Origin of the sequence: Limnohabitans sp. DM1, assembly GCF_001269385.1 — a bacterium.
GTDB lineage: Bacteria > Pseudomonadota > Gammaproteobacteria > Burkholderiales > Burkholderiaceae_C > Limnohabitans_A.
Genome location: NZ_CXOO01000027.1, coordinates 100,940 through 113,741, shown reverse-complemented (window position 1 = coordinate 113,741; position 12,802 = coordinate 100,940). Strand labels below are relative to the sequence as shown.

Below are 12,802 nucleotides of genomic sequence, written 5' to 3'. Positions count from 1 at the left end.
TCACCGTCTTTTCAAGCCTTTATGCCTTGGCCGCTTCCAGAGTGTCCCGCGTTTGCTGCGCCACTTGGCGCGCAGCTTGCTCGAAGTCGTCGCCGCTCGATGCGTAGAGCACCGCACGGGATGAGTTGACGATGATGGGGCCTGCACTGGAGCCGTCGGCATTCGCACGCCAGCCCGCCTTGACGGTGGCCACCGCGTCGCCGCCTTGTGCGCCCACGCCAGGGATCAAGAGGGGCACGGTGGGGGCGAGTTCGCGCACGCGCTCGATCTCGGCCGGGTAAGTGGCACCCACCACCAGGCCCAGTTGGCCGTTCAGGTTCCAGGGGCCTTGGGCCAAACGTGCCACATGTTCGTAAAGGCGGGGCTGGCCTTCAACAGTGGCCAGGCGCTGGTTTTGCAGGTCGTCACCGCCGGGGTTGGAGGTGCGGCACAGCAAAAATGCGCCCTTGCCTTCGTACTTGAGGTAAGGGGCCACCGAGTCCCAGCCCATGAAGGGTGACAGGGTCACGGCGTCGGCGCCGTAGCGCTCAAAGGCTTCTTTGGCGTATTGCTCGGCGGTGCTGCCGATGTCGCCGCGCTTGGCGTCCAAAATGATGGGCACATGCGGGGCCACGCGGCGCATGTGTTCCATCAGGCGTTCGAGCTGTCCTTCGGCGCGGTGCGCGGCAAAGTAGGCAATTTGGGGTTTGAAGCTGCTGACCAGGTCGGCCGTGGCGTCGACGATGCGGGCGCAAAAGTCGTAGATTTTGTTGGCGTCGCCCTTGTAGGCGGCGGGGAACTTGGTGGGTTCGGGGTCCAGGCCCACGCAAAGCATGGAGCCGTTTTGGCGCTCGGCGGCGCGCAGCATGTCGAGAAAGGTCATGGGGGGATTTTACGGCCCGATAAGATACTCCCCATGCACAAACTTTCTCCTCGCCAATGGACCCTGCTGGTTTTGCTCACTCTGGTCTGGGGCATCAACTGGCCGGTCATGAAAATGGGCGTCACGGGCTTTCCGCCTTTGACCTTTCGGGCCATGTGCCTGTGGCTGGGCACGCCGGTATTGGGGCTGGCTTTGCTGGCCATGAAGGTGCCGTTTCGCATTCCCCGTGCGCATTGGCGCGAGTTGCTGGTGTTGGCGGTGTTTAACATGTTCATTTGGCACGCGCTGATGATCATCGCTGTGCAATCGTTGTCCAGCGGGCGAGCGGCGATTTTGGGCTACACCATGCCCATGTTTTCGGCCTTGCTGGGGGCGTGGGTGTTTGGCGACCAGTTGGCCAAACGCGCTTGGGCCGGTGTGGCTGCGGCCAGTGTGGGCGTGGTGCTGTTGCTGTGGCACGAGTTGTCCAACCTGAGCGGTCGACCCACAGGCGTCTTGCTGGCCTTGGGGGCAGCCAGCACTTGGGCACTGGGCACGCAAATGTTGCGCCGCTCGCAGATGCCGATTCCCACATTGACGATTTCGTTTTGGATGACCTTGCTCACCACCGGGGTCATGAGCGTGCTGGCCGTGGTGCTGGAGAGTGATCGCTGGGTGGCCCCAACGCCTTCCAACTGGTTTGCGATTGGCTTCAACGCGGTGTTGGTGTTTGGCTATGCACACGCCGCCTGGTTTTCCCTGGCGCGCAGCTTGCCGCCTGTGGCTTCAACCCTGAGCGTGATGCTGATTCCGGTGCTAGGTGTGTTCAGCGGCGCTGTGTGGCTGGGTGAGGTGTTGCATTGGCAAGACTGGGCCGCAGTGGGCTTGATGACGGCCTCGATTGCTTTTGTGTTGTGGCCAGCCAAAAAACAAGCGGACTGAGTCCTGTTGCCTACACAGGGCGCCAAGCCGCCCAGGCGCTTACCAAGCGGGCTGCAAAGCAGCAAACCCCTTGGGTGCCTGGCTGGCTTTGTCAAAGCTCACGATCTCGTAGGCATCGGGCTGGGACAACAGCTCGCGCAGCAACAGGTTGTTCATGGCGTGGCCAGAACGGAAGGCGCTGTAGGCGGCCAGCAAGGGCTTGCCCACGATGTACAGATCACCCATGGCGTCGAGGATTTTGTGTTTGACGAATTCGTCGTCGTAACGCAGGCCATCCGAGTTGAGCACTTTGTAGTCGTCCATCACGATGGCGTTGTCCAGGCCGCCCCCCAGGGCCAGGCCATTGGCGCGCAGCATTTCCACATCTTTGGTGAAGCCAAAAGTGCGGGCACGGGCGATGTCGCGGGCATACACCCCTTCAGACATGTCAAAGACCACCTGTTGCCCCGTGGAGTCCACGGCGGGGTGATGAAAGTCGATTTCAAAGCTCAGTTTGTAGCCGTGATAGGGCTCCAGCCGCGCCCATTTGATGTTATCGCCCTGCCCTTCGCTGACCTGCACGGTCTTGAGCAATCGGATGAAACGCTTGGGGGCAGCTTGTTCGGCGATGCCAGCGCTTTGCAACAAAAACACAAATGAAGAGGCCGAGCCGTCCAGGATGGGCACCTCTTCGGCGGTGATGTCCACATAGAGGTTGTCTATGCCCAGGCCGGCGCAAGCGGACATCAGATGCTCAACGGTGTAGACCTTGGCCTGCCCCACAGAAATCGTCGAAGCCAGTCGGGTGTCGGTCACCGACTCGGCATTTACGGGAATGTCCACCGGCTCGGGCAAGTCGATGCGGCGAAACACAATGCCCGTGTCCGGTGGCGCAGGACGCAGCGTCAACTCGACCCGCTGGCCGCTGTGCAAACCCACGCCGACGGCCTGGGTCAAGGTTTTGAGGGTGCGTTGAGCAAGCATTTTTGAATTTTAATTGCCAAGGCCTGGCGCTGTCATGACAAGGTCTTGAGGAACGTGTAAGCAGTGACCATGAAAAGGGGGTCAGACAGGCAAAGCCCGTCTGACCCCCAAAGCACCGTTGGCTGTTTCAGTCGATCAGTCAGCTTGCTTGCGCAAGAAGGCCGGGATCTCGATGTCATCCATGCCAGCGGCGGACATGCCGTCCACACGGGTAGCCGCGTGGGTGCGGTTGTTGCGCCAGATGGCGGGCTTGTTCATCTCGCTGGTAGCCGAAGCTGCTGTATACCCGCCAGGCGCCACAGCATCATGGCCGCCCATCATGAAGGGCACATTGTCCGTACCGGTGCGGATCACTTGCATGGGGGTTGTGCGGCGTGCGCCTTGCTTGGACAAGCCCGTGGCGACAACGGTCACACGAATTTCGTCACCCAGATTTTCGTCGTGGGCTGTGCCATAGATCACATGAGCGTCTTCGGATGCACAGGAGCGAATGGTGTCCATGGCGCGCTTGGATTCGGAGAGCTTCAAGGAACCTTTGGCAGCGCTGATCAGAACCAGCACGCCGCGGGCGCCTTTGAGATCGACGCCTTCGAGCAGCGGGCAAGCCACGGCTTGCTCTGCCGCAATGCGGGCGCGGTCAGGACCGCTGGCCACTGCCGTGCCCATCATGGCTTTGCCTGGCTCGCCCATGACCGTGCGCACGTCTTCAAAGTCGACGTTCACATGGCCAGGCACGTTGATGATTTCGGCAATGCCGCCCACGGCGTTTTTGAGCACGTCGTTGGCATGCGCAAACGCCACATCTTGCGTCATGTCGTCACCCCCGGGCAACTCCATCAGCTTTTCATTGAGCACCACGATCAGTGAGTCCACGTTGGCTTCGAGTTCCACCATGCCTTCATCGGCATTGGTCATGCGGCGCTTGCCTTCAAAGTCGAAAGGCTTGGTCACCACGCCCACCGTCAGGATGCCCATGGATTTGGCGATGCGCGCAATCACCGGCGCAGCACCCGTGCCCGTGCCGCCGCCCATGCCGGCGGTGATGAACAACATGTGCGCGCCTTCAATGGCTGAACGGATATCGGCTTCTGCGCTTTCAGCGGCTTCACGACCTTTGTCTGGCTTGCTGCCTGCGCCCAGACCGGTTTGACCGAGCTGGATGAAACGGTGTGCCGCACTGCGGGCCAGCGCTTGGGCATCGGTGTTGGCGCAGATGAACTCCACGCCTTGAACCTGACGCTCGATCATGTGTTCGACAGCGTTACCGCCACCGCCACCGACACCGATCACTTTGATCTGTGTGCCTTGGTTGAATTCTTCGGTTTGAATCATTTCGATGCTCATGGTGCTCTCCTAAATTTGAAAATTTGCTGGGTCTAATGTTGTGAATTTGTGCGGGTTTTTCAGGGCGCTCTAACAACGCCTGGGCCTGAAGGTAGGTGGGCTGCCTCTGGTCAAAATTTGTTTTTTTGGATTCATCAGAAGTTCCCCACAAAAAAATCACGCAGACGACCAAAGGCGTTGTTCACGGAACTTTGCTTTTGGGTGACTTTGTAGCCGCGCAAGCGCGCCATGCGGGCCTCTTCGAGCAAACCCATCACGGTGGCTGCGCGGGGTTGGCTGACCATGTCGGCCAAGCTGCCCCTGTATTTAGGCAGTCCCCGGCGCACCGGCTTGAGGAAGATGTCTTCGGCCAGTTCAATCATGCCCGGCATGACGGCGCTGCCGCCCGTGAGCACGATGCCCGAGGACAGCACTTCTTCATAGCCCGACTCGCGGATGACTTGGTGCACCAGCGAGAAAATTTCTTCGATGCGAGGCTCGATCACCCCGGCCAGCGCCTGCTTGCTCAACATGCGGGGGCCACGGTCACCCAGTCCGGGCACTTCGACCTGCGCCTCTGGATCGGCCAGCAGTTGTTTGGCATAACCGCTCTCGACCTTGATGTCTTCTGCGTCCTTGGTGGGCGTGCGCAGCGCCATGGCGATGTCGCTGGTGATCAAGTCCCCGGCAATCGGGATGACCGCCGTGTGGCGGATCGAGCCGTTAGCAAAGATCGCTACATCGGTGGTGCCTGCGCCGATGTCCACACAGACCACGCCCAATTCGCGCTCGTCTTCGGACAACACGGCCAGGCTTGACGACTGGGGGTTAAGCAGCAACTGCTCGACCTCCAGGCCACAGCGGCGTACGCACTTGATGATGTTTTCTGCAGCACTTTGGGCACCCGTCACGATGTGCACCTTGGCTTCCAGACGCATGCCACTCATGCCTATGGGCTCTTTGACTTCCTGGCTGTCGATGACAAATTCTTGCGGCGCCACCAACAGCAAACGTTGGTCGGTCGAGATGTTGATGGCACGCGCAGTTTCCATCACGCGGGCCACATCGGCGGGCGTGACTTCTTTGTCTTTGATGGCCACCATGCCACTGGAGTTGATGCCCCGGATGTGGCTGCCCGTGATGCCGCAGTTCACGCGGGTGATCTTGCAGTCGGCCATGAGTTCGGCTTCTTTGAGGGCCTGCTGAATGCTTTGCACCGTGGCATCGATATTGACCACCGCTCCGCGCTTGAGCCCGTTGCCAGGGGAAATGCCAAGACCTGCAATTTTGAGTTCCCCGTCAGGCATGACCTCGGCCACCACAGCCATGACTTTGGAGGTGCCAATGTCCAAGCCGATGACCAGATCTTTGTATTCTTTTGCCATTTGACTCACCATTTCCGTTTCATATTTCGTGGCCTGATCACTCAGGGCTTTTGCTTCGTGGGGGTGTCAATCGTGCTGACACCGCGCAGACGCAGGGCATAACCATCCTTATGACGCAAATCTGCAGCCAACAAGGCCGTTGGTGTTCTGCCGTAGCGGGACGTGACTTGTGACAGCGTTTTGATGAAACGCTGCACATTGGCACCCAGCTCGGCCTCTGTGCCTCGGCCCAATTCAATGTGGGCACCACCTTGCAAAACAACTCGCCAGTTGCCACGCGTGGTCAATTCAATCTGTTCTATCGCCATGTCTACCGAGTTCAGCATGGGGCTCAGAAATCGGTACATCTGCAGCACATCCGAAGACATGCCCTCTGGCCCCTTCATGCGGGGCAATTGCTCGACATCCACGTCTTGCACATTGGCCTCAAACACCTGGCCTTGTTCATTGACCATGGTGTTGGCGTCTTCTTCGCCCCACAAGGCAATCGGGCGGTGTTCTAGCAAAGCCGCTCGCAACTTATTGGGAAAGTCCCGCTGCACGACCGCCGCTCTCACCCATGGCACATCTTCAAAGGCCTCACGGGCCTGCGCCAGGTCCAGCGTGAAAAAGTTGCCCTCCAGTTGCGGCATCACGTTGGCGCGCAAAGTGACGGCATTGTTGTGCCCGACTTCTCCGTGCACAGAGATGGACTCTATGGCAAACATCGGGTGACGAATGAACCACCATGCCCCGCTGGTCGCACCCAGCAACACGAGCGCGACCATCAGCAAGGCAGTGGTCATGTTCATGAGCCGGACATCCAGCGGCAAGGGCATGGTTGTGTTCAATTGGTGCTCCCCTGCGCGTTGTCCAGCGCAGCCGATGCGAGCAACTGGCTGCACAAGGCCTCATAGCTGATGCCCGCAGCACGGGCCGACATGGGCACCAATGAATGCCCTGTCATGCCAGGCGAGGTGTTGATTTCCAGCAAATACGGCTGGCGTGTCGCGGCGTCAATCATCACGTCGATGCGCCCCCAGCCCCGGCAGCCCAGCACCTGATACGCCTTGACCACCAGGGCCTCAATGGCGGCCTCTTCCGCAGCGGGCAGACCACTGGGCACCAGATACTGCGTGTCGTCCGTGAAGTATTTGTTTTGGTAGTCGTAATTACCATCAGGCGCCACGATACGAATGATGGGCAAGGCTCGGGCCGTGTCGCCTTCACCCAGCACCGGGCAAGTGACCTCGTCACCCACAATGCATTGCTCGCACAGGATGTCGGCATCGCACTGTGCGGCAGCCGCCAGGGCAGCTTGCACATCCTGCGCCTTCAACACCTTGCTGACCCCAATCGACGAGCCCTCGCGGGCGGGTTTGATGATCATCGGCAAGCCCAATGTTTCAACCAGCTGCGCCACGGATACGCTGTCCAGTTGCGCACGACGCACCAGCACATAGGCGGGCGTGGGCAAACCTTCGGCCAGCCAGACGCGCTTGGTCATGGTTTTATCCATGGCGATGCTCGACGCCATCACGCCCGAACCGGTGTAGGGAATGCCCAGCAATTCAAGGGCGCCTTGCACCGTGCCGTCTTCGCCATAGCGACCGTGCAGGGCAATGAAACAGCGCGTAAAACCTTCCTGGCGCAGTTCGCTCAAATCGCGCTGTGCCGGGTCAAACGCCTGCGCGTTCACGCCTTCGGCCTGCAGGGCACTGAGCACGCCCTGGCCTGACATCAAGGAGACTTCACGCTCTGCCGAGCGTCCACCCATGAGGACGGCGACCTTGCCTGCGTTTGTTGCACTCACAGGGCACCTCCTGTCTCAACCACTTTGGCGGGCACACCACCAATGGAGCCCGCGCCCATGCAAATGAGCACATCGCCATCGCGAGCGTTGCTCAACACAGCTTGCGTCATGTCGGCGATGTCGTCGACAAACACAGGCTCGACCTTGCCCGCCACGCGCAAGGCCCGCGCCAAGGATCGTCCATCGGCGGCCACAATCGGCGCCTCGCCTGCGGCATACACCTCGGACAAGAGCACACTGTCACAACCCTGGCCAATGACTTTGACGAAGTCTTCAAAGCAGTCGCGGGTGCGGCTGTAGCGGTGCGGCTGGAAGGCCAAGACCAAACGGCGACCGGGGAAAGCGCCACGGGCTGCGGCCAGCGTGGCGGCCATTTCGACCGGGTGGTGACCGTAGTCGTCGATCACTGTGAAGCGCCCTGCGCCCCCCGGCACCGCCACATCACCATAGCGCTGGAAGCGCCGCCCCACGCCTTTGAAGCCGGCCAATGCGCGCTGGACAGCGGCATCATCCACGCCCAGTTCCACCGCCACGGTCACAGCGGCCAGGGCATTGAGCACGTTGTGAAGACCCGGCAGGTTCAGCACCAGATCCATGTCGGGCAAGGTGACGCCGTTGCGCCGCTGCACGGTGAAATGCATCTGCCCGTTTTCTGCACGCACATTCATGGCTCGCACCTGGGCGCCTTCATTCAAGCCATAGGTGGTCACCGGACGAGCGATGTCGTCCACGATGGATTGCACGCCGGGGTCGTCGCTGCAGACAATGGCCGTACCATAAAAAGGCATGCGGTGCAAAAAGTCCACAAAGGCCGACTTCAGCTTGGCCAGGTCATGGCCATAGGTTTCCATGTGGTCGGCGTCGATGTTGGTGACCACCGCCATCACCGGCAGCAGGTTCAAAAACGATGCATCGGACTCGTCGGCCTCGACCACGATGTAGTCGCCTGTGCCCAGCTTGGCATTGGCCCCGGCGCTGTTCAGACGACCACCGATCACAAAGGTGGGGTCCAGACCGGCTTCGGCCAGCACGCTGGCCACCAGGCTGGTGGTGGTGGTCTTGCCGTGTGTGCCGGCAATGGCCACGCCCTGCTTCATGCGCATCAGTTCGGCCAGCATCACCGCACGCGGCACGATCGGGATGTGGCGCTCGCGCGCGGCCAACACTTCGGGGTTGTCGGCTTTCACGGCCGTCGACGTCACCACCGCATCAGCGTCCTTGACATGATCTGCCGCATGGCCCACATGCGTTTGAATGCCCAATGCGGCCAGTCGGCGCAAGGTGGCGCTGTCGGCCAGATCGGAGCCGGAAATCTGGTAACCCAGATTGAGCAAGACCTCGGCAATGCCGCTCATGCCCGAGCCACCTATACCGATGAAGTGGATATTTCGGATGGCGTGTTTCATGCAATCAACTCCTTGCAAGCCATCACGACATCGCGTGTGGCATTTGTTTTTTTCTGTGCGTAAGCTTTTTCGGCGCAAGCGAGCAAGGTCTCGCGCTGCAAACCCGCCAGCTGCTGGGCCAGGCCTTGTGCGCTCAACTGCGATTGCGGCACCAACCATCCCCCGCCGTGCGCCACCAAGAACCGGGCATTGGTGGTCTGGTGGTCGTCTACCGCGTGCGGAAACGGCACAAACAGGGCCGCTGCACCGACAGCAGCGATTTCGGTCACGGTGCTGGCGCCTGCACGGCAGATCACCAGATCGGCTTGCGCAAAGGCACTGGCCGCGTCGTCAATGAAGGGGGTCAACTCGGCCGTCACACCCGCCGCTGCGTAATTGGCCCGCAAGGCCTCGATTTGTTTGACACCGCTTTGGTGGATGACCTGCGGCCTTTGATCGGCAGGCAGCAGTGCCAGTGCTTGCGGCACGATGTCGTTCAGGGCTTTGGCCCCCAGACTGCCGCCCACCACCAACACGCGCAGTGGCCCACTGCGGCCTGCAAATCGCTGGGCAGGTGGCTTTTGTTCTGTGAATTCCCGGCGCAACGGATTGCCCACCCAGACACCCTGGGTGAAGACATCGGGGAAAGCGGTGAAAACCCGGCTGGCCACGCGGGCCAGCACCTTGTTGGACAGTCCCGCCACGGAATTTTGCTCATGCAACACCACCGGCTTGCCACACAAACGCGCCATCAGACCACCGGGCAATGTGATGTAGCCGCCCAGGCCCAGCACCACATCGGGCTGCACGCGGCGCACCACCTGCAGGCTTTGCCAGAACGCACGCAACAACTTCAACGGCAGCCTCAGCCAGGTCATGAGGCCCTTGCCACGCACCCCGCCAAACTCCACAGTCTCCAACGCGAAACCATGAGGCGGCACCAACAGGCTTTCCATGCTGTTTGGCGCGCCCATCCAGTGCACGCGCCAGCCTTCATCACGCAAGGCTTGCGCCACGGCCAGGCCCGGGAAAATGTGTCCGCCCGTGCCGCCCGCCATCACCAATGCACAGGGTTTATTCATGATCGCACCCCTCGCATGAGTTGTTTGTTTTCGGCGTCGATGCGCAACACAATGGCGATGGCCACCAGGTTCATCATGATGGCCGACCCCCCGTAGCTCATGAGCGGCAAGGTCAGCCCCTTGGTGGGCAAGGCCCCCAGGTTCACGCCCATGTTGATGAAAGCCTGAAAGCCGATCCAGATGCCCACGCCCTGGGCCACCAAACCGGAGAACACCTTGTCCAGTGCGATGGCCTGTCGGCCAATCACCATGATGCGGCGGCTCAGCCACAAGAACATGAAAATCACCACCACGACTCCGGCCAGGCCGAACTCTTCACCGATCACGGCCATCAAAAAGTCTGTGTGTGCTTCGGGCAACCAATGCAATTTTTCAACACTGCCCCCTAGGCCCACGCCCCAAATTTCACCGCGTCCGATGGCGATCAGCGAGTGCGACAACTGGTAGCCCTTTCCCAAGGCATAAGCAGCGCTAAATGGGTCGAGATAGGCAAAAATGCGCTCACGCCGCCAGGGCGATGCCGCAATGATGATCACGAATGCGATCAGCAACATGCTCAGGATCAGGAAGAACATGCGGGCATTGACGCCGCCCAAAAACAAGATGCCCATGGCGATGACCGCGATCACCATGAAGGCCCCCATATCCGGCTCGGCCAGCAAAAAGACACCTGCCACTGTGACAGCCGCCACCATGGGCCACACGGCACGGATGAAGTCTTCCTTCACGTCCATCTTGCGCACCATGTAATCGGCTGCATAAATGATGGTCGCCAGCTTGGCCAGTTCGGAAGGCTGGAAATTCATGATGCCCAAGGAAATCCACCGGCGGGCACCGTTGACGCTTTTTCCGATGTAGGGCACCAGCACCAGGGCCAGCAACAACAGCGCGCACACAAACAGTGGTCGCGCCATTTTTTCCCAGGTGTCCATGGACACCTGAAACGCCAGCAAGGCCACCGCTGCACCCAGAGACAGCGAGAACACATGGCGCCACAAGTAATGGGTGTGCGTCAAACGCACCAAGCGGGGGTTGTCCGGCATGGCAATGGAGGCTGAATAGACCATGACCATGCCCCACATGAGCAGCGCCACCACGACCCAGACCAGGGATTGATCCACGCCTTGCAGCCGGGCACCGGCTGAGCCCGACTGACCGGCATATTCGTACCCCCCTAAATTGACAGGCAAACCCGCGTGGCTGACCACTGGCGTGCCGCCGGAGAACAATGTTCCCAGGCGGGCCAGTGCAGCGCGCGCGCGTTGCGTCAGATTCAGGGTTTCACTCACAGACCGCCCTCCATCGACACACCGGCTGCATCTGCCAATTCGGCCACCGCCTGGCAAAAGACCTGAGCACGGTGCTCGTAGTTTTTGAACATGTCCAGGCTTGCGCATGCGGGTGACATCAGGACCGCATCACCACTTTGGGCCATGTCTTTGGCCAACATCACGGCAGCGGGCAAGCTGTCTGCGTCTTGCATGGGGACACCGCACAGGCCCAGCGCTTCGCGGATCAGGGCAGCATCGCGGCCCATGAGCACCACACCGCGCACATATCGGCTGACCGGCTCGGCCAGGGGTGAAAAGTCCTGCCCCTTGCCGTCACCACCCAGAATGACGACCACGCGTCGGTCGGCCCCCAGACCTTGCAGCGCAGCCACAGTGGCACCGACATTGGTGCCTTTGCTGTCGTCGAAATACTCCACCTCGTGAATGAGTGCGATGGGCTCCACCCGGTGCGGCTCGCCCCGGTATTCGCGCAGGCCATACAGCATGGGTGCCAATGCACAGCCGGCCGAGCTGGCCAGTGCCAGTGCCGCCAGTGCATTGATGGCGTTATGACGTCCACGGATGCGCAGGGCATCGGCTGGCATCAAGCGCTGGATATGCAATTCTTCGGCCTCGTCTTTGCGACGGCGGCGGGTTTCGTCCGCTTCCAAGGCGCGCACCAGCCAGGCCATGCCATTCATGACCTCGATGCCGAAATCACCCGGGCGCTGGGGCATGTCGCCACCAAAGGACACATAGGCCCGCTCCTGCGGGCGCTGCAACTTGACGCGAATGGGCGCGGGCCGCATGGCCATGACCTGCGCGTCTTCACGGTTGAGCACCATCAGACCTTGCTGGCCAAAGATGCGCGCTTTGGCCGCGGCATAAGCGCTCATGGAGCCATGCCAATCCAGATGGTCTTGCGTGATGTTGAGCACCGTGGCCGCCGTGGGCTCAAAGCCCTCGCTGCTGTCGAGCTGAAAACTCGACAGCTCCAGCACCCAGACCTGGGGCAAAGCCGAGGCCATGGGGTGCACGGGTGCAGTGTCAGCAGTCGCCAACAGGGCTGGCGGCAGCTGCTCGGCAAACTCAGAGTCTGGCTTGGCTTCTTGTTCAGCTGAAGCAGTCATGGCCTGATCAGGCTCGACTGGGGCCTCATCCACCTCTTGCGCTGTGGGTGACTGCGGTGTGGCTGCGCTGGCAGTGGCCGGTGTGCTTGCCGTTTCAGTTGCTTGCGCTGCGGCCTGCGCGGCATTTTCAGCCTCGTGTTCAGCAGCCTCCAGCGCTTGCTGAGCCACCAACGCCTGGGCCTCTTGCACGGCCTCGGTCAGGGTGTCGAGCAAAGTGGGGCCGATGTTGCCTGCCACCTTGACACGCTTGCCCGCGCGCGCCACCAATTGCCCGGTCAGTGATGTCACCGTGGTTTTGCCGTTGGTGCCGGTGATGGCCAGCACCTGCGGGGCATAGCCGTAGGCCGCTTTCAAGTCTTGCAGCTCGGCGGAAAACAGGGTCAACTCGCCGCCTTGCCACAAACCCATGGCCTTGGCCGCGTCCACCACGGGGGCCACCACTTCCGGCGCCAAGCCGGGGCTGCGAAACACTGCCCGCACATCCGTGCCTTCAATCAATGCGGCGCTGAAATCACCCGAGACAAATCGCACATTCGGCCACTCGGCCTGCAACGCAGCCAGTTGTGGCGGTGCCACGCGGGTATCGGCCACGGTCACAGGCGCTCCGGCGCGAGCGCACCAACGGGCCATGGCCAGGCCCGAGGTACCCAAACCGAGAATCAGAACGTGTTGACCTTGTAGCTGCATG

The 12,802-nt window shown here is 60.9% G+C and carries 11 protein-coding genes; 1 reads left to right on the top strand and 10 read right to left on the bottom strand.

Annotated elements, in window-relative coordinates; translation table 11 throughout:
* Positions 1 to 19: 19 nt before the first annotated feature.
* Complete coding sequence (gene pyrF / locus AMM33_RS11590) at positions 20 to 862, bottom strand: orotidine-5'-phosphate decarboxylase (RefSeq protein WP_194945407.1); 843 nt, start codon at positions 860 to 862, stop codon at positions 20 to 22.
* 33 nt (positions 863 to 895) lie between these two features.
* Here pyrF and AMM33_RS11585 point away from each other — a divergent pair, with 33 nt between their 5' ends.
* A complete protein-coding gene (locus AMM33_RS11585; protein ID WP_090141481.1) occupies positions 896 to 1,783 on the top strand; it encodes a DMT family transporter in 888 nt (295 codons plus the stop codon).
* A gap of 39 nt (positions 1,784 to 1,822) precedes the next feature.
* Here the strand turns inward: AMM33_RS11585 and lpxC are convergent, their stop codons facing one another.
* The 9 genes from lpxC to murD all read right to left on the bottom strand — a co-directional run bounded on the left by lpxC (position 1,823) and on the right by murD (position 12,801).
* A complete protein-coding gene (lpxC, locus tag AMM33_RS11580; RefSeq protein ID WP_090141480.1) occupies positions 1,823 to 2,746 on the bottom strand; it encodes a UDP-3-O-acyl-N-acetylglucosamine deacetylase in 924 nt (307 codons plus the stop codon).
* Between the two features lie 135 nt (positions 2,747 to 2,881).
* A complete protein-coding gene (gene ftsZ / locus AMM33_RS11575; protein ID WP_090141479.1) occupies positions 2,882 to 4,090 on the bottom strand; it encodes a cell division protein FtsZ in 1,209 nt (402 codons plus the stop codon).
* Positions 4,091 to 4,224: 134 nt separating this feature from the next.
* A complete protein-coding gene (gene ftsA / locus AMM33_RS11570; RefSeq protein WP_090141526.1) occupies positions 4,225 to 5,454 on the bottom strand; it encodes a cell division protein FtsA in 1,230 nt (409 codons plus the stop codon).
* A 41-nt stretch (positions 5,455 to 5,495) separates the two neighbouring features.
* Positions 5,496 to 6,284, bottom strand: a complete 789-nt coding sequence (locus tag AMM33_RS11565; RefSeq protein ID WP_090141478.1) for a cell division protein FtsQ/DivIB — start codon at positions 6,282 to 6,284, stop codon at positions 5,496 to 5,498.
* Positions 6,281 to 7,246: a D-alanine--D-alanine ligase gene (locus tag AMM33_RS11560; RefSeq protein ID WP_090141477.1), complete on the bottom strand. Its 966-nt coding sequence runs from the start codon at positions 7,244 to 7,246 to the stop codon at positions 6,281 to 6,283. Before AMM33_RS11560 ends, AMM33_RS11565 begins: the two co-directional genes overlap by 4 nt.
* Positions 7,243 to 8,652 (bottom strand): UDP-N-acetylmuramate--L-alanine ligase, encoded by a 1,410-nt coding sequence (murC, locus tag AMM33_RS11555; RefSeq protein ID WP_090141476.1) that lies wholly within the window; start codon positions 8,650 to 8,652, stop codon positions 7,243 to 7,245. Before murC ends, AMM33_RS11560 begins: the two co-directional genes overlap by 4 nt.
* Positions 8,649 to 9,713, bottom strand: a complete 1,065-nt coding sequence (murG, locus tag AMM33_RS11550) for an undecaprenyldiphospho-muramoylpentapeptide beta-N-acetylglucosaminyltransferase (protein WP_090141475.1) — start codon at positions 9,711 to 9,713, stop codon at positions 8,649 to 8,651. Before murG ends, murC begins: the two co-directional genes overlap by 4 nt.
* Positions 9,710 to 10,960, bottom strand: coding sequence for a putative lipid II flippase FtsW (gene ftsW, locus AMM33_RS11545; protein WP_228768093.1), 1,251 nt, complete (start codon positions 10,958 to 10,960; stop codon positions 9,710 to 9,712). Before ftsW ends, murG begins: the two co-directional genes overlap by 4 nt.
* A gap of 38 nt (positions 10,961 to 10,998) precedes the next feature.
* Positions 10,999 to 12,801 carry a UDP-N-acetylmuramoyl-L-alanine--D-glutamate ligase gene (murD, locus tag AMM33_RS11540; RefSeq protein WP_090141474.1) on the bottom strand — a complete coding sequence of 601 codons (1,803 nt, stop codon included), beginning with the start codon at positions 12,799 to 12,801 and terminating at the stop codon, positions 10,999 to 11,001.
* Position 12,802: the final 1 nt, after the last annotated feature.